The sequence below is a fragment of the Pseudomonas spirodelae genome (assembly GCF_034653255.1).
Taxonomy (GTDB): domain Bacteria; phylum Pseudomonadota; class Gammaproteobacteria; order Pseudomonadales; family Pseudomonadaceae; genus Aquipseudomonas; species Aquipseudomonas spirodelae.
Genome location: NZ_JAYEET010000008.1, coordinates 153,473 through 174,668, shown reverse-complemented (window position 1 = coordinate 174,668; position 21,196 = coordinate 153,473). Strand labels below are relative to the sequence as shown.

Below are 21,196 nucleotides of genomic sequence, written 5' to 3'. Positions count from 1 at the left end.
CTTGGGCCGCAGCGAATCGGCTTTTAGCGCCTGCTCCAGCGTGGCGTGAAAAAGGCTGAGTTTGTTGAAGATCGCGCGGCGTTGGTAGACCGGCGGCTTGGCCTCAGGTGCTCTGACCCACTTGCGAATCGTGTTGCGCGCCAACCCGGTGCGCTTGGCTATCTCATGCAGCGACAGCTTGTCGCGGAAATACATCCGGCGAATTTTGCCCATCATTTCCATACTGATCACCCTGTGTTCTCCTGCTCAAAAATTGAGCAGAAGCAGTTGAACACCTGGGTCAGTTTTCAGTCGGCAGAACAGCCTCTACTGGGTCAGTTTTCGGTCAGCGGCAACAGCTTGGATGACGTGAGGACGTTGCTGCATGACAACGGGATTGCGCTGGTGCTGCGCGATGAGCGCTTCGCCGGAGAGCCCATCGATGTCCGCTTTGCGGGCACGTTACGCCAGGATCAAGAGGCTGCTCTCGAAGGCATGTTGGCGCACGACACCGGCGTCCTCTGTGCGCCCACTGCTTTTGGGAAAACCGTCACGGCAGCCGCGCTGATTGCCAGGCGAGGTGTAAACACGTTGGTGCTGGTGCACCGGACGGAATTGCTCCAGCAGTGGAACGAGCGGTTGCAGGCGTTTCTGGGCGCAGACAAAACGAAGGTCGGCACCATAGGCGGTGGTAAGGCCAAGCCGACCGGCATCATCGATATTGCCGTGATGCAGTCCTTGTCACGGCAAGGTGAAGTCAGCGAGCAGGTGAAAAACTACGGGCAAATCATCGTTGATGAATGCCATCACCTGTCAGCCTTTTCATTCGAGGCCCTCCTCAAGGCTGCTGGGGCCAAATATGTCTTGGGTCTGACCGCTACGCCCATACGTCGTGATGGCCAGCAGCCGATTATCTTCATGCAGTGCGGGCCCATTCGGCATACCGCGAGCAGGCCGGAGAGTGCTCCAGCTGATCTGGCCGTGACGCCGCAGTGGCTTTCTCGACCGATAGTCATGCCCGAAGGGACAGGCATCCAGGATGTCTTCTTGCAGGTGTGCAGCGACACAGAGCGAACAGCCAAGATTGTTGCTGAGGTTGGAGACGCTTTTGACCAAGGACGGAAGATCCTGGTGCTGACTGAGCGAACAGATCATCTCAGCGCCATCGAGGAGCAGTTGGTTAATCGGGTCGAGAATCTGTTCACCCTGCATGGGCGGATGTCCAAGAAGCAACGCGCCGTGCTAATCGGCGGACTGGAAGCACTGCCAGCTGATGCCCCACGGGTGATCCTGGCAACCGGGAAACTGGTCGGAGAGGGGTTCGACCATCCAGCATTGGATACCTTGGTACTGGCCATGCCCGTTTCCTGGAAGGGCACTCTCCAGCAGTATGCGGGCCGCCTGCACCGGGAACATGCGACTAAGGCGGATGTGCGCATCATCGACTTCATCGATGCCGGGCATCCTGCTTTGCTGCGTATGTGGAGCAAACGTCAGGCCGGTTACAAGGCAATGGGCTATCGATTTGCTGATTCGTCCAGCTCAATGGAGCTGCTGGCAAAGGGCTAACGAGCCTTCATACAGCCACCAAGCTTTCCGTCCGTCGGAGGTGGAAAGTGGCTGTTTCCTATGCGGTGGATTCGCCGTAATCTGGGGTTCATTGACAGGTTGTCAATCCAGGCCGTGGCTTGAGGCCTGCCTCCAGCACGTCCGCTGTCTTACCGAAATGTAGTGCTGCGAGCGGCTCGTTTCGGGGGCTTGCGGAAAATGACACTAATTGCGGTTATTTCGACAGAAAATGCCACTTTATGTGGCTCAATCATGCCAATAATTGTGCCCAATTCGCACGTAAGCCATTGATTTTGCTAGGGTGGCGAATGTCAGGTTTGTCGCCCGTCGACACTTTTTGTAGGTGGGCAAAGTTATTTGCCACTTCGGCAAAAGTTAATGACTCACTGCCCTGCCAAGAAACCCCGGTTGACCGAAAGGTCTTCCGGGGTTTTGTCATTTAAGGGAGGTTGAATTTTCGGACTCTAAATGGCGTCGACTTGTACAACTGAGTCCACTTTATTCTGAGATATCTAGGAGCATTTGGCTGGTGTCTGCCGCTTAGATGGCGTTAACGTGCTTGCCCAGGTACGGCTATCCTGGGGCTGTAAATACGAATGTCATTACGGTAAGGGGCGCACCATGGCGTCCATCAATATTCACATCGACGATGAACTTAAGGCTCGTGCTTATCAGGAGCTGGAAAAGCTCGGCGTCACTCCCTCCCAGCTAATTTGCCAAGTCTTGCAATATGTGAGCGCGGACAGCTGCCATTCCAGCCCGTGCTGACGGTCGAGGAAGATGAAGCCTTAATCGCCACGGTTTGTGAGCGCTTGGCCGCTCCCCAGCACGTGAAGGTTGCGCTGGATGATCTATAGCCTTGAGTTTGATGCGCGGGCACTGAAGGAATAGCAAAAGCTGGGTGATAGGATTCGCCAGCTGCTCAAGAAAAAGCTCGCTGAGGCCTTGCTCAATCCAAGAGTCGAAGCAAACCGAACAGTCTGATGACAAGGTAAATAGCAGAAAGCACTGAGGGGAGCCGTGGCTCCCCTCAAATTAGTTGCTTCATCTTTTTATTGTTGAACGGTCTGTTGTTATTTTTGATGACCGGCTGTGCTGCTCGAGCTTTATCTGACCCTGAAAGGCCAAGAGAAAACGTATTTTTTTGGACGCCAGCGCTGCAATTGTCACGGTGTGATCCAACCAGCTCAGCTACCTTTAGGTAGTTTTATTGTTTTATCTGGTTGCCAGGTCAAACCTGGAAAAGCCTACTTTCTCCAAAAAAATCTGTTTGCTACCGATCTGGCCTATTGTTTTTGTTATGTCAGAGTCGAGTCGCGGTGTTGCTGATTTTATTATTCTTGTATCCCATATATAGCAAACCCTGTGCCAATTATAAAATATCTATATAAATCAATAATTTAACGATATTTAAGGGTGCGAATAGGTCAATAAGTGCTCGGGGATGTTCCTGTGCTACCCGGTGGTGTTACCTGAAGGGTGAGGTATTAATCATTGTTTGTTACCTGGGCGTATCTGGCTCGGGTAGTACTGCAGCCTTACGCAACATCGCCCGGGCTGACCGCAACGCATATTTCTATTGCCCGCGCTGATGTTGAGAAAAACCGCGATATCCAAGTTCATAGCCCTTTCTGTAAGTACCACTTTCAACCATGTGCCATCGAAAATATCACCAGCCCACGGCTGTAACCTGATGGCAGCGATACCACCAGGTCGCTGGGTTTCAGTGACTGAAATCAAAACGCCCAAGTTATAGGTCGGCATGGGCATCGGTACGCGTAGCTTTGCAGAGGTGATTAGTTCTCTGTAGCAGATCACGAGCGCATAGTGTGTCGGGCATGTTTCCGGTGCGGTTAACTATGGCGAATGGCTTACACGAGACGGTGGTGTTTGCCGCTATCTGCCTTTGGCTCTTGGCACTACTCTATGTCCATCCAGAGAGCGAAGGATGCGCTCGAATTCAAGGATGATTGACCATCGCTAGGACGCACAGACAGGACGTCAAATGGTCAGGAAACAAACCCGCTTAGGCGGGTTTTTTAATGTCTGCGAAAAGGCGATTTTTGTGTCAGTCGACTGATTAACGAGTCGGCGAGATCGCTAAAAAATGAGTGTGAGCAGTAACCATTTCCTCCAGTGTTGATGACCTGGCTATTTTTCAGCGCGGGAAGGTTGCTCGGACGACCTTTAGCCTCGGTACTGAAGGAATAGAAAAGTCTGGGTGATAGCGCCGTCAATACTTCAGCTAAAAGCACGTCGAGCTAATGCGAGTCCGCCAATCGAAGTCGACCATCGCCACTCACTGCAGCAGCTACCCATAGGGGCATCAGGTGGGCGATTGTGAGGTGCGGTACTGGTGGTCGTGGCTAATTACTGTAATCAGGTGGCGTTGACAGGCGGTCAACTCAGGCTGTGGCTTGAAGCCTGCCGCTAGCCTCCAAGCTGGGTTGCGCGCCCGATAAGCGCCTCACGTATCCCTAGCCAGCGTTTCAGCCTGTAGGCGCCCCTTACGCTTGGCTCCGAGCTAATGGAGTCGATGCCATGGGGCGCCTGGTTACAGACGGCTCAGGCAGACGCCTGAGTTTCGAGGGGCTGGTTCTGCGTATCCAGTGAGCCGATATCACGCTGCGCCTGGCTGACCCACGCAAAGGCGCGGTCGTTAAGTTCAGCGATGGCGCGCGGGCCGGTGCATTCGGCGTACATCAGCGGGCCGATCACCACTTGAACGGTACCCGGGGTTTTACCCCAGCCCTGCTTGGGCCAGAACTCGCCAGCGTTGTGGGCAATCGGCAGCACGGGCAGGTTGGCGTTGACCGCGAGGGAGGCGCCGCCGCGGCTGAATTTGCCGATCTGGCCAGGTGGAATACGCGTGCCTTCCGGGAAGACCAATACCCAGGCGCCCTGCTCCAAACGTTCATGGCCAACTTTGGCCAGTTGCTTGAGTGCCGCCTTGGGGTTGCTACGGTCGATGGCGATGGGCTTGAGCATGGCCATCGCCCAGCCGAAGAACGGTACATACAGCAGCTCGCGTTTGACCACCTGGCTCAGCGGCTCGAAGAAGCCACAGAGGAAGAAGGTCTCCCAGGTGCTCTGGTGCTTAGCGAGAATTACACAGGGCAGCTTCGGGATATTTTCCAGGCCCTTGATCTCGTAACGGATACCGACCACCACCTTGGCCAGCCAGGTGGCGCAGCGGCACCAGTTCTGCACGACGAACCGGTAGCGGGCACGAAAGGGTAAAAAGGGCGCGACAAAGACGCTGAGGGTGCACCAGAAGAAGGCGCTGAAAGACAACAACAGATAGAAGAGGAAGGTTCTGAGGGTCTGCACTATCGACATGGGAGCTTTTACCGTCGCAGGCAGGGCCTGCTCTATAGGTGGAGAAGCTGATCGGCAACCGCCGCCAGATCATCGAATATCAGGGTGCCCGCTGGCAATCCTTGCGCCAGGGTACGTTCACCCTTGCCGGTTTTTACTAAAACTGGCTGACAGTCGACGGTTTGTGCGGCCTTCAGGTCACCGCTGCTGTCGCCGACAAACCAGATACCCTTGAGTGCGACGTCATAGTACGCAGCAATCTGCTCAAGCATCCCGGGTTTCGGTTTACGGCAGGCGCAGCCTTCATCCGGGCCGTGAATGCAGTGCACGATCAGACCCAATTCGCCGCCCTGCTCCGCTACCAATTCGCGTAAACGTGCATGCATGGCTTCCAGCGTGGCCAGGTCGTAATAGCCGCGAGCCACCCCGGATTGATTGGTGGCCACGGCGACTGTCCAGCCGGCTTGCGACAGGCGCGCGATCGCTTCAATGGCGCCGGGTAGCGGAATCCATTCAGCAAGGTTTTTGATATAGGCGTCGGAGTCGTAATTGATTACGCCGTCGCGGTCGAGAATCAGCAGTTTCATGCAGTATTCCGAACCGGCTGGCGGTGATGGCCGCCAGCCGGTAAAGGTGGTGATGGGTATCGCTGCGCTCAACCCATCCTACGATTTAGCAGGCGTTAGCCAAGTACCGAGATGTCGGCGACACCGAGGAACAGGCCGCGTAGCTTGGCCAGCAGCGCGTAGCGGTTTGCGCGTACGGCTGGATCTTCGGCGTTGACTAGCACCGCCTCGAAGAACGCATCCACCGGCTCGCGCAAGTTCGCCAGCTGGCTCAGGGCCAGGTTGTACTGGCGCGCCGCGGCCAGCGGTTGCACCGCTTGCTCAGCCTGCTGGATAGCGGCATTCAGTGCGAACTCGCTGGGGTTGTCGAAGTAGTGCGCGGCGACGCTCGCCGCCACCTGCCCTTCGGCCTTGCTCAGCAGGTTGGAGACGCGCTTGTTGGCGGCTGCCAAAGCAGCGGCTTGAGGCAGTGCGCGGAACGCCTGCACGGCTTGCACGCGCTGATCGAAGTCCAGCGGCGAGGTCGGGCTGACCGCACGCACGGCCTGGTACACGGCCACTTCGATGCCTTCGTCTTCATAACGCGCGCGCAGGCGGTCAAAGATAAAGTCCAGCACCTGAGAGGCCAGGCCATCGGCTTTAACTTTATCGCCAAACTGCTTGATGGCGAACGCAACGGCGTCGGCCAGGTCGAGGTCCAGCTGCTTCTCGATCAGGATGCGCAACACACCCAGCGCAGCGCGACGCAAGGCATACGGGTCTTTGCTGCCGGTGGGCAGCATGCCGATGCCGAAGATCCCGACCAGGGTATCCAGCTTGTCAGCTAGGGCCACGGCAGAACCGGTGAGGGTGCTGGGTAGTTCCGCACCGGCACCGCGCGGCATGTACTGCTCGTTCAGTGCCAGGGCCACGTCTTCGGCTTCGCCGTCATGCTTGGCGTAGTAGTAACCGGCGATACCCTGCATTTCCGGGAACTCGCCGACCATCTCACTGGCCAGGTCGCATTTGCACAGCAGGCCCGCGCGGGCGGCATTCGTGGCGTTGCCAGCGGTGCGCTCGGCGATAAAACCGGCCAGGGCAGAAACCCGCTGCGCCTTGTCGAATACCGAACCCAGCTGAGCCTGGAACACCACATTGGCCAGGCGCTGGTTGAAGCTTTCCAGCTTCTGCTTCTTGTCCTGCTTGAAGAAGAACTCGGCGTCGGTCAGGCGCGGACGTACCACCTTTTCGTTGCCGGAAATGATCTGCGCCGGGTCTTTGCTCTCGACGTTGGCCACGGTGATGAAGCGCGGCAGCAGCTTGCCGTTAGCATCCAGCAGGCAGAAGTACTTCTGGTTGTCCTGCATGGTGATGATCAGTGCTTCTTGCGGCACTTCCAGGAAGCGCTCCTCGAAGGAACACACCAGCGGCACTGGCCACTCAACCAGCGCGCTGACTTCATCGAGCAGCGCGGGCGGCACAATCGCGGTGCCCTGTTGCTCGGCGGCAAGTTGGTCAATACGCGCGGCGATCTGTGCACGGCGCTCATTGAAGTCGGCAATCACATAAGCGCCGCGCAGGTCTTCGGCATAGCTGGCCGGCGCGCTGATGCGTACGTCGTGGTTGGCGTGGAAGCGATGCCCGCGGGAAACGCGACCCGCTTGTTGGGCGAGGATTTCGCAGTCGATCACCTCATCGCCAAACAACATCACCAGCCACTGAGTTGGACGGACGAATTCGGTTTTACGTGCCCCCCAGCGCATGCGCTTAGGGATCGGCAGTTCATTCAGCGAAGTTTCGACGATGCCCGGCAGTACGCCAGCAGCGGCTTGGCCTGGAATGCTCTGGCAGAACTTCAGCTTGGGGCCGCTCTGGTCAATCTGGCTCAGCTCAACGCCGCACTTCTTGGCAAAGCCAAGGGCGGCCTGAGTCGGGTTGCCGTCTTTATCGAAGGCCGCCTGCAAGGGTGGGCCGTCGATGTTTTGCGTGCGATCGGCTTGCTGTTCTTCAAGCTGCTCGATCAACACGGCCAGGCGCCGCGGTGCGGCGTAATAGCGGCTGGCACTGTAAGACAGGCCAGCGGCTTTCAGGCCTTTTTCGATACCGGCCAAAAAGGCCTCACCGAGGGTTTTCAGGGCTTTCGGCGGCAGCTCTTCGGTGCCCAGCTCTACCAGGAAATCACGGGTACTCATTCTGCTGCCTCCAGCTTGGCTAACACTTCATCACGCAGGTCAGGGGTGGCGAGCGGGAAGCCGAGTTTGCGTCGCGCTTGCAGGTAGCTCTGCGCCACCGAACGGGCCAGGGCGCGAACACGCAGGATGTACTGCTGACGCGCGGTCACCGAGATCGCCCGGCGTGCATCCAGCAAGTTAAAGGTGTGCGAGGCCTTGAGCACCATCTCGTAAGTCGGCAGCGGCAGCTCCAACTCGATCAGGCGGTTGGCTTCCGACTCATAGAAATCGAACAGCTCAAACAGCTTCTCGACGTTGGCGTGCTCGAAGTTGTAGGTCGATTGCTCCACTTCGTTCTGGTGGAACACATCGCCATAGGTGACCTTGCCGAACTGGCCGTCGGTCCACACCAGGTCGTACACCGAATCCACGCCCTGGATGTACATGGCCAGGCGTTCCAGGCCATAGGTGATCTCGCCGGTCACCGGGTAGCACTCGATACCGCCGACTTGCTGGAAGTAGGTGAACTGGGTGACTTCCATACCGTTCAGCCAGATTTCCCAGCCCAGACCCCAGGCGCCAAGGGTTGGCGATTCCCAGTTGTCTTCAACGAAGCGGATATCGTGGACCAGCGGGTCGATGCCGATGGCTTTCAGTGAGCCGAGGTACAGCTCCTGGAAGTTCTCCGGGTTCGGCTTCAACACCACCTGGAACTGGTAGTAGTGCTGCAGACGGTTGGGGTTTTCACCGTAGCGACCGTCGGCCGGACGGCGTGAAGGCTGCACGTAGGCGGCGTTCCAGGTCTCGGGGCCAATGGCACGCAGGAAGGTCGCGGTGTGGAAGGTGCCCGCGCCCATTTCCATGTCGTAGGGCTGCATTACTACGCAGCCCTGCTCAGCCCAGTACTGTTGCAGGGCGAGGATCAAATCTTGGAAGGTGCGCACGGCAGGCGTAGTCTGGCTCACAAATATCACCCGTACTTTGGCGGCTTCAGAAAGTCCGCGAGTATACCGAAGCTCAGGAAAACCCGCATGCCGCGCTGTTTCTGGTGCACCGATGATCCGCTGTATATCGCCTACCACGACCACGAATGGGGCGTGCCGCAGCGCGATCCGCAGGTGCTGTTCGAGTTGTTGTTGCTGGAAGGCTTTCAGGCCGGTTTGTCGTGGATCACCGTGCTGAAGAAGCGCGAGCGTTATCGCGAGGTGTTGTTCGGCTTTGATGTACAGCGTTTGGCGGCGCTCAGAGACGAATACATCGAAGACACGCTGATGCACGATGCCGGCATCATCCGTAATCGCCTCAAGCTTAAAGCCGCGCGGCAGAATGCCCAGGCCTGGTTAAAACTGGACGATCCGGTGGCGCTGCTTTGGTCGTTTGTCGGTGGTGCACCGATGATCAATCACTTCAGCGAGCGCAGCCAGGTGCCGGCTATCACCGCCGAAGCCGAGGCCATGAGCAAGGCCTTGAAGAAGGCCGGTTTCACCTTCGTCGGGCCGACCATTTGTTATGCCTACATGCAGGCCACCGGCATGGTGATGGATCACACCACTGACTGTGATCGCTATGCGGCGTTGCGCCGCGACTGAACACCGAGCCGCGCGGCCGGTTACACTAAGCGCCTTTTGATCGGCTGGAGTTGCCTGTGGAAAAGCTCAAAGGTGCCCTGGTGGTGGGCTTTCTGCGTTTGTTCGCGTTACTGCCGTGGCGCGCGGTGCAGGCCGTGGGGGCGGCGATTGGTTGGCTGATGTGGAAGCTGCCCAACAGTTCGCGAGAAGTGGCCAGTATTAATTTGCGCAAATGCTTTCCTGAGTTGGATGAAGCACAACACCAGCGGTTGTTGCGCCAATCATTGATGGATATCGGCCGCGCCTTTACCGAGAGCGCCTGCGCCTGGATCTGGCCCGCACAGAAGACCTTGGGTCTAGTCCGCGAAGTTGAAGGTATTGAGGTCTTGCAAGAGGCCTTGGCCAGTGGCCAAGGCGTGGTCGGCATCACCAGTCACCTCGGTAACTGGGAAGTGCTTAACCATTTCTATTGCAACCAGTGCAAACCGATCATTTTCTTCCGTCCGCCTAAGCTCAAGGCGGTCGATGACTTGTTGCGCCAACAGCGCGTGCAGATGGGCAACCGCGTCGCGCCATCGACCAAAGAAGGCATCCTCAGCGTCATCAAGGAAGTGCGCAAAGGCGGCGCGGTGGGGATTCCGGCCGACCCAGAGCCGAGCCTGTCTTCTGGCGTATTCGTGCCCTTCCTCGGCACCGAGGCACTGACCAGCAAGTTTGTGGCCGGCATGCTCAGTGGCGGCAAGGCCCGTGGTGTGTTTTTGCATGCGCTGCGCCTGCCGGATGGTTCGGGTTTCAAGGTGATTCTTGAGGCCGCCCCGGAGGAGATGTACAGCACCGACACGGCCACGGCGGTTGCTGCCATGAGTACAGTGATCGCGCGTTATGTGCGGGCTTACCCGAGCCAGTACATGTGGACCATGAAACGCTTCAAGAAGCGTCCGTCAGGTGAGGCGAAGTGGTATTGAATTGAGGTGCCCACGTGGCACCTTTTCAGTATTAATGCTTGGCGGTTTCAGGGTTTTTCGCTATTAATCGCACCACCCTTATGGAGGTCGGTCAGGTTTATGCCCAGTCAGCGCCAGCATCCTCGCACCCCAATGAAGTGTCGGATCAAGATATGCCACCCGAGTTTCGGTGAAGTCGTGGCACAGACCCGCGATCTTTCTGACGGCGGCGTTTACGTCAAACACCCTGACCTCGCGGCCCTGCCCTACGGCACGATTGTCACCGGCCAGGTGCAGGATTTGCCGATCGAGGCACCGGTGCTGCAGATGGAAGTTATGCGCGTAGACGCCGACGGCATCGGCCTGCGCTTTATCGAACGCTGACCAGCGGTCTGGTTACGCGAGGAAAACCATCCTCTCGGTCAAGAAAACGCTAGAATGCCGCGCGGCTACTTTGCCCTGCCGCGGCAATGGGTTCCCTAACCCCATCTCATTCAAAAAGGACATGACATGCCAACGGTTTCTCCGTCGATCTGGCGCCCGGCTCTGGCCGGCCTGATCGCCTTTCACATGCTGATCATCATTGCCAGTAACTACCTGGTGCAACTGCCCATGACCCTGTTCGGCTGGCAGACCACCTGGGGGGCGTTCAGCTTTCCGTTTATCTTCCTGGCCACTGACCTTACCGTACGCCTGCTTGGCAAAGGCCCGGCGCGGAAAGTCATCGCGCGGGTGATGCTGCCCGCCTTGCTCGCTTCGTATGCGGTATCGGTGCTGTTCCAGAGCGGCAGTTTTGCCGGGTTTACCGCGCTGCAGGAGTTCAACGTATTCGTTGCCCGCATCGCCCTGGCCAGCTTCCTTGCCTATGCCCTCGGCCAACTGCTGGATATTCAGGTGTTCGACCGTTTGCGCAACTTGCGGCAATGGTGGGTCGCGCCGGCGGCCTCGACGGTATTGGGCAATCTACTGGATACCGCGGTGTTCTTTGCCATCGCCTTTTGGCAAAGCAGCGACCCGTTTATGGCCGAGCACTGGGTCGAGATTGCCAGCGTGGATTATGTGATCAAGCTGGCGGTCAGCTTGCTGCTTTTCGTGCCGCTCTACGGCATGTTGCTCAACGCCATTACGCGGCTGATGGTAAGGCGCGTCGCCACGGCGAATTAAGCGCTGACTGCTGCCGTGCATTCGCGGTGGCAGCGCGCATTACCTGTGTTCGGCCGCACTTGCAGGCCAATAGCCAAGCCTGCGCTGGCCAGCAGCGGCCGTGGTTGGGTGCATGGGGTAAATGGCCAGGCTTGCCGTCAGCGCTAGTCGGCGGGGTGCTGTTTCGCCAGCTTGCGCAGAAACACCGTCATTTCCTTTTCCGCCTGCTTGTCACCCCGCGCGTGGGCAGCCGCCATGCCCTGCTCCCAGGCCTGGCGTGCCGCCAGCGGTTGCTCGGCGGCGAGTAGCGCTTTACCGAGCAGCTTCCAGGCTGCCGAATATTGCGGGTCGAATTGCACGCAGCATTGCAGGTGCTGCGCCGCCAGCGAGTTATCGCCCGCGTCGAGATAGCCCTTGCCCAGGCCGAAGCGCAGCAGGGCGTTATCCACACCCTTGGCCAGCATCTTTTCCAGCGCTTCTGTGCTCATGGCGCGCTTCCTAGAAGAAGGTCAGGCCGACCTGGAACAACCGCTCAGCATCGCGAATGTATTTTTTGTCGACCAGGAACAGGATCACATGGTCGCCGGAATTGATCACCGTGGCGTCATGGGCAATCAGCACTTCTTCATTACGAATGATTGCGCCGATGGTGGTGCCGGGCGGCAGGTCAATGTCCTTGATTGCGCGGCCGACCACCTTGCTCGATTTGGCGTCGCCATGCGCGATGGCCTCGATGGCTTCGGCAGCACCGCGGCGCAAGGAGTGCACGCTTTCGATATCGCCACGGCGCACGTGGGTCAGCAAGGTGCCGATGGTGGCCATTTGCGGGCTGATGGCGATGTCGATTTCGCCGCCCTGGACCAGGTCCACATAGGCGGGATTGTTGATGATGGTCATCACCTTGCGCGCGCCGAGGCGCTTGGCCAGCAAGGACGACATGATGTTGGCCTCGTCGTCGTTGGTCAGTGCCAGGAACAGGTCGGCGTCGCTGATGTTTTCTTCCACCAGCAGGTCGCGGTCCGAGGCGCTGCCCTGCAGCACGATGGTGCTGTCGAGGGTTTCCGAGAGGTAGCGGCAACGGGCCGGATTCATCTCGATAATCTTCACCTGGTAGCGGCTCTCGATGGCTTCGGCCAGACGCTCGCCGATATGCCCGCCGCCGGCGATGACGATCTTCTTGTAGCTGTCTTCCATGCGGCGCATTTCGCTCATCACCGCGCGGATATGCGCCTTGGCGGCGATAAAGAACACTTCGTCATCGGCTTCGATCACCGTGTCGCCCTTCGGCATGATCGCCCGGTTACGGCGGAAGATCGCCGCCACACGGGTGTCGACATTGGGCATGTGCTCGCGCAACTGCCGCAGTTGCTGACCGACCAGTGGCCCGCCGTAGTAAGCCTTGACCGCGACCAGCTGAGCCTTGCCGTCGGCAAAGTCGATAACCTGCAGCGCACCGGGGTATTCGATCAGACGCTTGATGTAATTGGTCACCACCTGCTCGGGGCTGATCAGCACGTCGACCGGGATCGACTCGTTGCAGAACAGGCCGCTGCGGGTCAGGTAGGCCGCTTCGCGCACCCGGGCGATCTTGGTCGGGGTGTGGAACAGGCTGTAGGCCACCTGGCAGGCGATCATGTTGATCTCGTCGCTGTTGGTCACCGCCACCAGCATGTCGGCATCGTCTGCACCGGCCTGGCGCAATACTGTGGGGAACGAGCCCCGGCCCTGCACGGTGCGGATATCCAGGCGGTCGCCGAGGTCACGCAGGCGCTCGCCGTCCGTGTCGACCACGGTGATGTCGTTGGCTTCGCTGGCCAGGTGTTCGGCCAAGGTGCCGCCGACCTGGCCTGCACCGAGAATGATGATCTTCATGCCGTGTGTTCCTCAGCTGCGCGCAGCGGCAGCGATTTTCATCAGCTTGGCATAGTAGAAGCCGTCGTGGCCGTCTACTTGCGGGAATAGCTGGCGCCCGTGGGCGGTCTTGTGACCGAACGCCCCAGCAATATCCAGCTCACGCGCACCGGGGGTACGGGCGAGAAAAGCGGCAATGTTGTCGCTGTTTTCTGCCGGCATCACCGAGCAGGTCGCATAGAGCAGGATGCCGCCAACCTCCAGGGTTTGCCACAGGCTATCCAGCAACTCACCTTGCAACTGCGCCAGGGCGGCAATGTCGTCGGGCTGACGGGTCAGTTTGATATCCGGGTGGCGGCGGATCACCCCAGTAGCCGAGCAAGGCGCGTCGAGCAGGATGCGCTGGAACGCTTTACCGTCCCACCAGGCGTCCAAGTCGCGGCCGTCGGCGGCAATCAGCTCGGCGTCCAGGCCCAGGCGCTTGAGGTTCTCGCGCACCCGTACCAGGCGTTTTTCTTCCAGGTCTACCGCGACCACGGCGGCCAGTGCCGGTTCGGCTTCGAGCAGGTGACAGGTCTTGCCGCCGGGCGCGGCGCAGGCGTCCAGCACGCGTTGGCCGGTGGCGAGGTCGAGCAACTCGGCCGCCAGTTGCGCCGCTTCGTCCTGCACACTGACGCGGCCTTCGGCAAAGCCCGGTAGCGTGGTGACATCACAGGCCTGGAGCAAGCGGATGCCGTCGCGGCTGAACGTACAAGGCTCGGCTTCGAAACCAACGCGGCGCAGCTCGGCCAGGTACTCATCGCGGCTACCAAGGCGACGATTGACCCGGAGAATCAGCGGCGGGTGGGCGTTGTTGGCCGCGCAGATGGCTTCCCACTGCTGCGGCCATTGCGCCTTCAGGGCTTTCTGCAGCCAGCGGGGATGCGCGGTGTGCAACACCGGGTCGCGGTCGAGGCTGGCAAGAATGCTTTCGCTGTCGCGCTGGGCATTGCGCAGTACGGCGTTGAGCAGGCCCTTGAGCGAAGGCTTCTTCAGTTTGTCGACACAGGCCACCGTCTCGCCGATGGCGGCATGGGCCGGAATACGGGTGTAGAACAGCTGATACAGGCCAATCAGCAGCAACGCCTCAACGTCACGGTCGACGGCTTTGAAGGGCTTTTGCAGCAGCTGCTCGGCGATTAATGCCAAGCGCGGTTGCCAGCGGGCGGTGCCAAAGGCCAGGTCCTGAGTCAGGCCACGGTCGCGCAGTTCAACTTTATCCAGTAACGGCGGCAGGCTGCTGCCCAGCGAGGCTTTGCCATTGAGCACCACGGCCAGGGCACGGGCGGCGGCGAGACGCGGGTTCATTGACCGAGTACCAAGCCGGCGGCGAACTGCTCGCGACGGCTGTTGTACAGGTCACTGAAATTCAGCGCTTTGCCGCCCGGCAGTTGCAGGCGCGTCAGGCGCAGCGCACCCGTGCCGCAGGCCACGGTCAGCCCGGACTTGTCGGCGGCGAGGATGGTCCCGGGGGCGCCACTGCCCTCGCCCATCTGCGCGGCATGCACTTTTAGGGCTTCGCCATTGAGGGTGCTGTGGCAGATCGGCCATGGGTGAAAAGCCCGTACCAGGCGTTCTAATTCAACGGCTGGGCGGCTCCAGTCAATCCGCGCTTCATCTTTGTTGAGCTTGTGTGCGTAGGTGGCCAGGCTGTCGTCCTGCACCTGACCTTGCAGCGTGCCAGCGGCCAAACCACCAATGGCCTCGATAACGGCCGGTGGGCCTAGCGCGGCCAAGCGATCATGCAAGCTACCGCCGCTGTCTTCGGCGCTGATGGCGGTGCTGACTTTCAGCAGCATTGGCCCGGTGTCCAGGCCCGCCTCCATCTGCATCACGGTTACACCCGACTCGGCATCGCCGGCTTCGACCGCGCGCTGAATTGGCGCGGCACCGCGCCAGCGCGGTAATAAGGAGGCATGACTATTAATACAACCCAGGCGCGGGATATCGAGCACCACTTGCGGCAGGATCAGGCCATAGGCGACCACCACCATCAGGTCGGGCTTGAGCGCCGCCAGTTCGGCTTGCGCCGCTGGGTCGCGCAGGGTCTGCGGCTGGTACACCGGGATGGCGTGTTGCAGGGCGAGCTGTTTGACCGGGCTGGGTGTGAGTTTCTGCCCGCGACCGGCCGGGCGGTCTGGCTGGCTGTACACCGCAACGATCTGGTGGGGTGTGTCGAGCAGGGCTTTGAGGTGTTCGGCGGCGAATTCCGGGGTGCCGGCAAAGACAATACGCAAAGACTCAGACATAGATTCTCACTGCTAAAAAGAAAAAGGCTTGCCGTAGCAAGCCTTTGTAAAGGTGTGGATCAAGCCTGCTGGCGATGTTGCTTTTCCAGCTTCTTCTTGATGCGGTCGCGTTTGAGATTAGACAGGTAATCGACAAACAGCTTGCCGTTGAGGTGATCACACTCATGCTGGATACACACGGCCAGCAGGCCTTCGGCGATAAGCTCGTAGGGCTGGCCATCACGGTCCAGCGCCTTGATCTTGACCTTTTGCGGGCGGTCGACGTTCTCGTAGAACCCCGGCACCGACAGGCAACCTTCCTGGTACTGATCCATTTCTTCGGTCAGTGGTTCGAACTCGGGGTTGATAAACACCCGCGGCTCGGACTTGTCTTCAGACAGGTCCATCACCACCAGGCGTTTATGCACGTTGACCTGGGTCGCCGCCAGGCCAATACCGGGCGCGTCGTACATGGTTTCAAACATGTCATCGATCAGCTGACGCAAGGCGTCGTCGACTACGTCCACCGGCTTGGCGATGGTGCGCAGGCGCGGATCGGGAAATTCGAGGATATTCAGGATCGCCATATGCGTTTGTGATGCACTTGTGGAATAAAGTCAAAATCCGCTGCTAAGATGATGAGCAGCATTGAAAAACGGCTTCACGCCGCAGCACGACTGGGTTTTGTCGCGGCGCTAGGGCGCTCCACGTGAAGGCACATAATAAAGGGATTCACCGCATGAGGAAATCACTACTCGCCCTGCTGCTGGTTGCGGCAAGCGGCTTGGTCCATGCCGCCGTGCAACTTAAGGACGGTCACCCAGACCGTTATACCGTGGTCAAGGGCGATACCCTCTGGGATATTTCCGGAAAATTCCTTAGCCAGCCATGGAAATGGCCAGAAATCTGGCACGCCAACCCACAGGTGGAAAATCCTCATCTGATCTACCCGGGCGACCAACTCAGCCTGGTGTATGTTGATGGCCAACCGCGCCTGATGCTTAACCGTGGCGAGTCGCGCGGCACCATCAAGCTGTCGCCGCAGATCCGCAGCACGCCGATGGCTGAAGCCATTCCGGCCATTCCGCTGGAGGCGATTAACAGCTTCCTGTTAAGCAACCGCATTGTGGATAAGCCCGAGCAGTTTTTGGGTGCGCCCTATATCGTCGCCGGTAACGCCGAGCGCGTCGTCAGCGGTGCCGGTGACCGCGTGTATGCCCGTGGCAGCTTTGATCAAGCCGCGCCGGCCTACGGCATTTTCCGTCAAGGCAAAACCTACACAGACCCTGAGACCAAGGAATTCCTTGGGATCAACGCCGACGACATCGGCTCCGGTCAAATTGTTGCCGAGGAAGGCGACGTCGGCACGATGGAACTCACCCGCTCGACCCAGGAAGTGCGCCTTGGCGACCGCCTGTTCGCCACCGAAGAGCGTGCGATCAACTCGACCTTTATGCCGAGCGAGCCGGAAGGTGAAATTAACGGGGTAATCCTCGATGTGCCGCGTGGTGTGACCCAGATTGGTCAGTTCGATGTGGTGACTATCAACAAAGGTGCGCGTGATGGTCTGAAAGAAGGCAACGTGCTGGCGATCTACAAAACCGGCGAAACCGTACGTGACCGCATAACCGGTGACTCGGTGAAGATCCCGGATGAGCGTTCGGGCTTGCTGATGGTGTTCCGCACCTACGAAAAGCTCAGCTATGGCCTGGTGCTGGGCGCTTCTCGCTCGCTTGAGCTGATGGACAAAGTGCGTAACCCGTAACACCGAAAGCCCCGCAGATGCGGGGCTTTTTATGGTGTGCCAGCTCTGGCCGCCTGACCTGACTCTGCCGCCCACGCGGCGCGACTGATCAAGGATGATCCCGATGTCGCAATCTGCCCTTATTTCCCCCGCCGTCTCTCCAGCTGAATTGGAAGCCCGTCTGCGCCTGCATTGCTTGCCGGAGCTGGGCCCCCGTCGTTTTCGAAAACTCCTCAGTGCTTTCGACAGTGCGTCTGCCGCGCTCAGCGCACCGGCTAGCGCCTGGCGTTCATTGGGTTTGCCGCAGGCCTGCAGTGAGGCGCGGCGCAGTGCAACCGTGCGTGAGCGCGCCGCACACAGTCTGGCCTGGCTGGAGGGCGAGACGCAGCACCTGTTGATGTGGGACGACCCCATTTATCCCGGGTTGCTGGGCGAACTGACGGATGCCCCGCCGCTGTTGTTTGTGCAGGGCGACCCGACGCTGCTGGAACAGCCGCAACTGGCCATGGTCGGCAGCCGACGTGCATCGCGACCTGGGTTGGATACCGCGCACAGCTTTGCCCGCAGCTTGGCCGGCGGCGGCTTTGTAATTACCAGTGGCCTGGCGCTGGGCATTGATGGTGCGGCCCATCAAGGTGCGCTGGATGCCAACGGCAAGACGGTGGCAGTGCTGGGTACCGGCTTGCAGTGTTTGTATCCGGCGCGGCACAAACAGTTGGCGGCGACGATAGTGGCCCAGGGCGGCGCGCTGGTTTCCGAGTTACCACTGGATTGCCCGCCGCATGCCAGCAATTTTCCGCGGCGTAACCGCATCATCAGTGGCCTCTCCGTCGGCGTACTGGTGGTGGAGGCCAGCCCGTCCAGCGGCTCGCTGATTACTGCACGCTTGGCGGCTGAGCAGGGCCGCGAGGTGTATGCGATTCCTGGCTCAATTCATCATCCCGGTGCGCGTGGCTGTCATCAGCTGATTCGCGAAGGCGCGACCCTGGTGGAAAGCATCGAGGATATTTTGCAGGCCTTGCGCGGCTGGCAGGCGCAGCCGCCAGTTAGCACTGAGGGTAAAACGCAGCCTTTTAGTCATCCATTGCTGACCTTGTTACGCGCCGCCCCCCATAGCAGCGAGGCGTTGGTGGTGGCCAGTGGTCTGCAGTTGGCCGCAGTTCTAGCCGCGCTGACGGAGCTGGAGTTGGAAGGCCAAGTGGTGTGTGAAAATGGCCACTGGGTAGCTCGCGCGCCTTAAACACTGCCGGCCAGCGCAGTTTTGCCTGGCTTGGCTCTAGCGCGAGGCCTTGTGTAGGCTCTTGGCTTGGATACACTGCCCGCAAGACCTTAGTGGAGAGCAGTCAATGGTCAGCAACTGGCAAATACAACAGGCCGCACTGGTTGTGCGTAATGGTGGGGTGATTGCCTATCCGACTGAAGCGGTATGGGGGCTGGGCTGCGATCCTTGGCATGCCGACGCCGTGGAGCGCTTGTTGGAACTGAAGGACCGGCCCATGCACAAGGGGCTGATTTTGGTTGCTGGTGACATCGAGCAGTTCGACTTCCTCCTCGAAGACCTGCCGGAAATCTGGCTGGCGCGCTTGGCCGGTAGCTGGCCGGGGCCCAACACCTGGCTGGTGCCGCATCAGAATCGCTTACCCGAGTGGATCAGCGGCCAGCACAACAGCGTGGCCCTGCGCGTCAGCGATCATCCACAGGTCCGTGCGCTTTGCCGTCTGACCGGGCCACTGGTTTCAACGTCGGCCAATCCCGCCGGTCGCCCGTCCGCGCGCTCGCGCCTGCGAGTCGAGCAGTATTTCCCCGGTCAGCTGGATGCTGTGCTTGGCGGGGCGTTGGGCGGGCGCAAGAACCCCAGCCTGATCCGTGACCTGATTACTGGGGATGTGATTAGGCCGTCCTGAAGACTGTCTGCGCCTCTAAATGGTGGGATACGCGACGCACGGGCACCTCACGGGATGCACGTTTTGTGGAGGCGTCACTAACCCACCCTACGGATTTTTACGGCAGCAGAATGGTCGAGCCAGTGGTCTGCCGCGCGCTCAGGGCGGTTTGCGCCAGCGCGGCATCTTTGAGCGCATAGCGGTTGTTGATGTCCACGTGCAGCGTGCCGCTTTCGATCATGGCAAACAGCTCGTCGGCCATGCTTTGCAGGTGCGCCGAGGTATCGGCATAGCCCGCCAGCGTCGGTCGGGTTACGAACAGTGAGCCCTTCTGCGCGAGGATGCCCAAATTGACGCCCGTCACCGCACCGGAGGCATTGCCGAAGCTGACCAGCAAGCCGCGCTGGGCCACGCAGTCCAGCGAGGCTTCCCAGGTGTCCTTGCCAACGCCGTCGTAAACCACCGGGCACTTCCGGCCGTCGGTCAGCTCGAGTACACGCTGGGCGACATTTTCATGGCTGTAATCGATGGTTGCCCAGGCGCCCTGCGCCTTGGCTCGCGCGGCTTTCTCGGCCGAGCTAACGGTGCCGATCAATTTGACGTCCAGCGCCTTGGCCCATTGGCAAGCGAGGGAACCGACCCCGCCGGCGGCGGCATGGAACAGGATGGTTTCGCCACCCTGCAGGGCAAACGTCTGACGCAGCAGGTACTGCACGGTCAGGCCCTTGAGCATCACCGCTGCCGCTTGCTCGAAGCTGATCGCATCCGGCAACTTCACCAGCTTCTCGGCCGGCAACACATGCAGCTCGCTGTACGCGCCCAGCGGCCCGGTGGCGTAGGCCACGCGGTCGCCGACCTGAAAACCGCTCACAGCAGCACCCACGGCCTCGACAATCCCTGCACCCTCAGTGCCCAGGCTGCTTGGCAGGCTGGGTGGTTCGTACAAGCCGCTGCGGAAATAGGTGTCGATAAAATTCAGGCCAATTGCCTGGTTGTGCACACGGACTTCATTAGGGCCTGGTGCGGCAGGGGTGTAGTCGCGGTATTCGAGAACTTCCGGGCCGCCGTGGTGGCTGAACTGGATACGCTTGGCCATGCCGGTCTCCTGACGCTAGATAAGGGTGTGCTATCCAATCCTCTCCATTGACCGGCGTCAACTGCGAGGTGGCGAATGCAAATGTTATGCTTGCGGCCGATTTCGCCGCTCAGCCCTCTGGCCGCTGAGCTGCCCTACCTGCTTTAAGGTGCCGCCGTGAGTGACCGTACTGAGGCCGTCAAAGCCTACCTGCTGGATCTGCAAGACCGTATCTGTAACACCCTGCAAGCCGAGGATGGCGGTGCTGAGTTCTTCGAGGATGCCTGGCAGCGTCCGGCGGGTGGCGGTGGCCGCACGCGGGTCATGGAGAATGGCGCGCTGATCGAAAAGGGCGGGGTGAACTTCTCCCATGTGTTCGGCGACAGCCTGCCGCCTTCGGCCAGCGCTCATCGCCCAGAGCTGGCCGGTCGGGGGTTTGAAGCCCTCGGCGTGTCGCTGGTGATTCATCCGGAAAACCCCTACGTGCCAACGTCCCACGCCAACGTGCGCTTCTTCAGCGCCGAGAAAGAGGGCGAAGAGCCTGTCTGGTGGTTCGGTGGCGGTTTCGACCTGACCCCTTATTACGGTAATGAGGAGGACTGCGCGCACTGGCACCAGGTGGCTCATGATGCCTGCGCGCCGTTCGGTGCTGAGGTGTATCCGAAGTTCAAAGCATGGTGTGACCGCTACTTCCACCTCAAGCACCGGGGCGAGCCGCGCGGCATTGGTGGCTTGTTCTTCGATGACCTGAACGAGTGGGACTTCGACACCAGCTTCGCCTTTATGCGCGCCATCGGCGATGCCTATATTGCGGCCTACCTACCCATCGTGCAGCGCCGCAAGCTGACCCCTTATGGCGAGCGCGAGCGCGAATTCCAGGCCTTCCGCCGCGGCCGCTACGTCGAATTCAACCTGGTGTTCGACCGTGGCACGCTGTTCGGCTTGCAGTCTGGCGGGCGCACCGAGTCGATCCTGATGTCGCTACCACCGCATGTGCGTTGGGACTACGACTGGAAGCCCGAGCCAGGCAGTGAAGAAGCACGCCTGACCGAGTACTTTCTCACCGACCGCGACTGGCTGTCGGCCGCACCATAGGATGGGTTAGCCGCCTGAGCCGTGTTTGCAGTCGGAGCGCGGTT

General features: G+C 59.8%; 17 protein-coding genes and 5 pseudogenes. 11 read left to right on the top strand and 11 right to left on the bottom strand.

What is annotated here, in order from left to right:
- Positions 1 to 213, bottom strand: a pseudogene (locus SOP97_RS03610) (IS21 family transposase); the annotation flags it as partial.
- Between the two features lie 126 nt (positions 214 to 339).
- Here SOP97_RS03610 and SOP97_RS03605 point away from each other — a divergent pair.
- From SOP97_RS03605 to SOP97_RS03595, 3 pseudogenes are all read left to right on the top strand, one after another.
- Positions 340 to 1,548: pseudogene (locus SOP97_RS03605) on the top strand (DEAD/DEAH box helicase family protein); the annotation flags it as partial.
- 621 nt (positions 1,549 to 2,169) lie between these two features.
- Positions 2,170 to 2,405, top strand: a pseudogene (locus SOP97_RS03600) (type II toxin-antitoxin system RelB/DinJ family antitoxin).
- A pseudogene (locus SOP97_RS03595) lies at positions 2,395 to 2,523 on the top strand (type II toxin-antitoxin system RelE family toxin); the annotation flags it as partial. The pseudogenes SOP97_RS03600 and SOP97_RS03595, both read left to right, overlap by 11 nt.
- Positions 2,524 to 4,055: 1,532 nt before the next feature.
- Here SOP97_RS03595 and SOP97_RS03590 read toward each other — a convergent pair.
- The 4 genes and pseudogenes from SOP97_RS03590 to glyQ all read right to left on the bottom strand — a co-directional run bounded on the left by SOP97_RS03590 (position 4,056) and on the right by glyQ (position 8,547).
- A pseudogene (locus SOP97_RS03590) lies at positions 4,056 to 4,887 on the bottom strand (lysophospholipid acyltransferase family protein).
- A 32-nt stretch (positions 4,888 to 4,919) separates the two neighbouring features.
- Positions 4,920 to 5,453 carry a D-glycero-beta-D-manno-heptose 1,7-bisphosphate 7-phosphatase gene (gene gmhB, locus SOP97_RS03585; protein WP_274089015.1) on the bottom strand — a complete coding sequence of 178 codons (534 nt, stop codon included), beginning with the start codon at positions 5,451 to 5,453 and terminating at the stop codon, positions 4,920 to 4,922.
- A gap of 95 nt (positions 5,454 to 5,548) precedes the next feature.
- Positions 5,549 to 7,603 carry a glycine--tRNA ligase subunit beta gene (gene glyS, locus SOP97_RS03580; RefSeq protein WP_322948221.1) on the bottom strand — a complete coding sequence of 685 codons (2,055 nt, stop codon included), beginning with the start codon at positions 7,601 to 7,603 and terminating at the stop codon, positions 5,549 to 5,551.
- Positions 7,600 to 8,547 carry a glycine--tRNA ligase subunit alpha gene (gene glyQ, locus SOP97_RS03575; protein ID WP_274089013.1) on the bottom strand — a complete coding sequence of 316 codons (948 nt, stop codon included), beginning with the start codon at positions 8,545 to 8,547 and terminating at the stop codon, positions 7,600 to 7,602. Before glyQ ends, glyS begins: the two co-directional genes overlap by 4 nt.
- A 66-nt stretch (positions 8,548 to 8,613) precedes the next feature.
- Between glyQ and SOP97_RS03570 the strand changes: the two genes are divergently transcribed.
- The 4 genes from SOP97_RS03570 to SOP97_RS03555 all read left to right on the top strand — a co-directional run bounded on the left by SOP97_RS03570 (position 8,614) and on the right by SOP97_RS03555 (position 11,258).
- Positions 8,614 to 9,171: a DNA-3-methyladenine glycosylase I gene (locus SOP97_RS03570; protein ID WP_274089012.1), complete on the top strand. Its 558-nt coding sequence runs from the start codon at positions 8,614 to 8,616 to the stop codon at positions 9,169 to 9,171.
- A 56-nt stretch (positions 9,172 to 9,227) separates the two neighbouring features.
- Entirely contained in the window at positions 9,228 to 10,115 is an 888-nt protein-coding gene (locus tag SOP97_RS03565) for a lysophospholipid acyltransferase (protein WP_274089011.1), read from the top strand.
- A gap of 99 nt (positions 10,116 to 10,214) precedes the next feature.
- Positions 10,215 to 10,478, top strand: coding sequence for a PilZ domain-containing protein (locus SOP97_RS03560; RefSeq protein ID WP_274089010.1), 264 nt, complete (start codon positions 10,215 to 10,217; stop codon positions 10,476 to 10,478).
- Between the two features lie 126 nt (positions 10,479 to 10,604).
- Positions 10,605 to 11,258 carry a 7-cyano-7-deazaguanine/7-aminomethyl-7-deazaguanine transporter gene (locus tag SOP97_RS03555; RefSeq protein ID WP_274089009.1) on the top strand — a complete coding sequence of 218 codons (654 nt, stop codon included), beginning with the start codon at positions 10,605 to 10,607 and terminating at the stop codon, positions 11,256 to 11,258.
- Positions 11,259 to 11,401: 143 nt separating this feature from the next.
- Here the strand turns inward: SOP97_RS03555 and SOP97_RS03550 are convergent, their stop codons facing one another.
- From SOP97_RS03550 to def, 5 genes are read right to left on the bottom strand one after another with little or no spacing between them, the layout of a single operon-like run.
- Complete coding sequence (locus tag SOP97_RS03550; protein WP_274089008.1) at positions 11,402 to 11,725, bottom strand: hypothetical protein; 324 nt, start codon at positions 11,723 to 11,725, stop codon at positions 11,402 to 11,404.
- A 10-nt stretch (positions 11,726 to 11,735) separates the two neighbouring features.
- Positions 11,736 to 13,109, bottom strand: a complete 1,374-nt coding sequence (gene trkA / locus SOP97_RS03545; protein ID WP_274089007.1) for a Trk system potassium transporter TrkA — start codon at positions 13,107 to 13,109, stop codon at positions 11,736 to 11,738.
- A gap of 12 nt (positions 13,110 to 13,121) precedes the next feature.
- A complete protein-coding gene (gene rsmB, locus SOP97_RS03540; RefSeq protein WP_322948220.1) occupies positions 13,122 to 14,435 on the bottom strand; it encodes a 16S rRNA (cytosine(967)-C(5))-methyltransferase RsmB in 1,314 nt (437 codons plus the stop codon).
- Positions 14,432 to 15,376, bottom strand: coding sequence for a methionyl-tRNA formyltransferase (fmt, locus tag SOP97_RS03535; protein WP_274089005.1), 945 nt, complete (start codon positions 15,374 to 15,376; stop codon positions 14,432 to 14,434). The genes rsmB and fmt overlap by 4 nt, the downstream gene beginning before the upstream one ends.
- Before the next feature lie 59 nt (positions 15,377 to 15,435).
- Positions 15,436 to 15,942 (bottom strand): peptide deformylase, encoded by a 507-nt coding sequence (def, locus tag SOP97_RS03530; protein ID WP_090254233.1) that lies wholly within the window; start codon positions 15,940 to 15,942, stop codon positions 15,436 to 15,438.
- A gap of 152 nt (positions 15,943 to 16,094) precedes the next feature.
- On the opposite strand from def, the gene SOP97_RS03525 reads away from it, so the two are divergent.
- The 3 genes from SOP97_RS03525 (at position 16,095) to SOP97_RS03515 (ending at position 19,003) form a co-directional block, all read left to right on the top strand.
- Complete coding sequence (locus tag SOP97_RS03525; RefSeq protein WP_274089004.1) at positions 16,095 to 17,120, top strand: LysM peptidoglycan-binding domain-containing protein; 1,026 nt, start codon at positions 16,095 to 16,097, stop codon at positions 17,118 to 17,120.
- A gap of 103 nt (positions 17,121 to 17,223) precedes the next feature.
- A complete protein-coding gene (gene dprA, locus SOP97_RS03520; protein ID WP_322948219.1) occupies positions 17,224 to 18,339 on the top strand; it encodes a DNA-processing protein DprA in 1,116 nt (371 codons plus the stop codon).
- A gap of 106 nt (positions 18,340 to 18,445) precedes the next feature.
- Complete coding sequence (locus tag SOP97_RS03515; protein WP_274089002.1) at positions 18,446 to 19,003, top strand: L-threonylcarbamoyladenylate synthase; 558 nt, start codon at positions 18,446 to 18,448, stop codon at positions 19,001 to 19,003.
- A gap of 97 nt (positions 19,004 to 19,100) precedes the next feature.
- Here the strand turns inward: SOP97_RS03515 and SOP97_RS03510 are convergent, their stop codons facing one another.
- Positions 19,101 to 20,078: an NADPH:quinone reductase gene (locus SOP97_RS03510; protein WP_274089001.1), complete on the bottom strand. Its 978-nt coding sequence runs from the start codon at positions 20,076 to 20,078 to the stop codon at positions 19,101 to 19,103.
- Between the two features lie 156 nt (positions 20,079 to 20,234).
- On the opposite strand from SOP97_RS03510, the gene hemF reads away from it, so the two are divergent.
- Positions 20,235 to 21,152: an oxygen-dependent coproporphyrinogen oxidase gene (gene hemF / locus SOP97_RS03505; RefSeq protein WP_322948218.1), complete on the top strand. Its 918-nt coding sequence runs from the start codon at positions 20,235 to 20,237 to the stop codon at positions 21,150 to 21,152.
- Positions 21,153 to 21,196 lie beyond the last annotated feature (44 nt).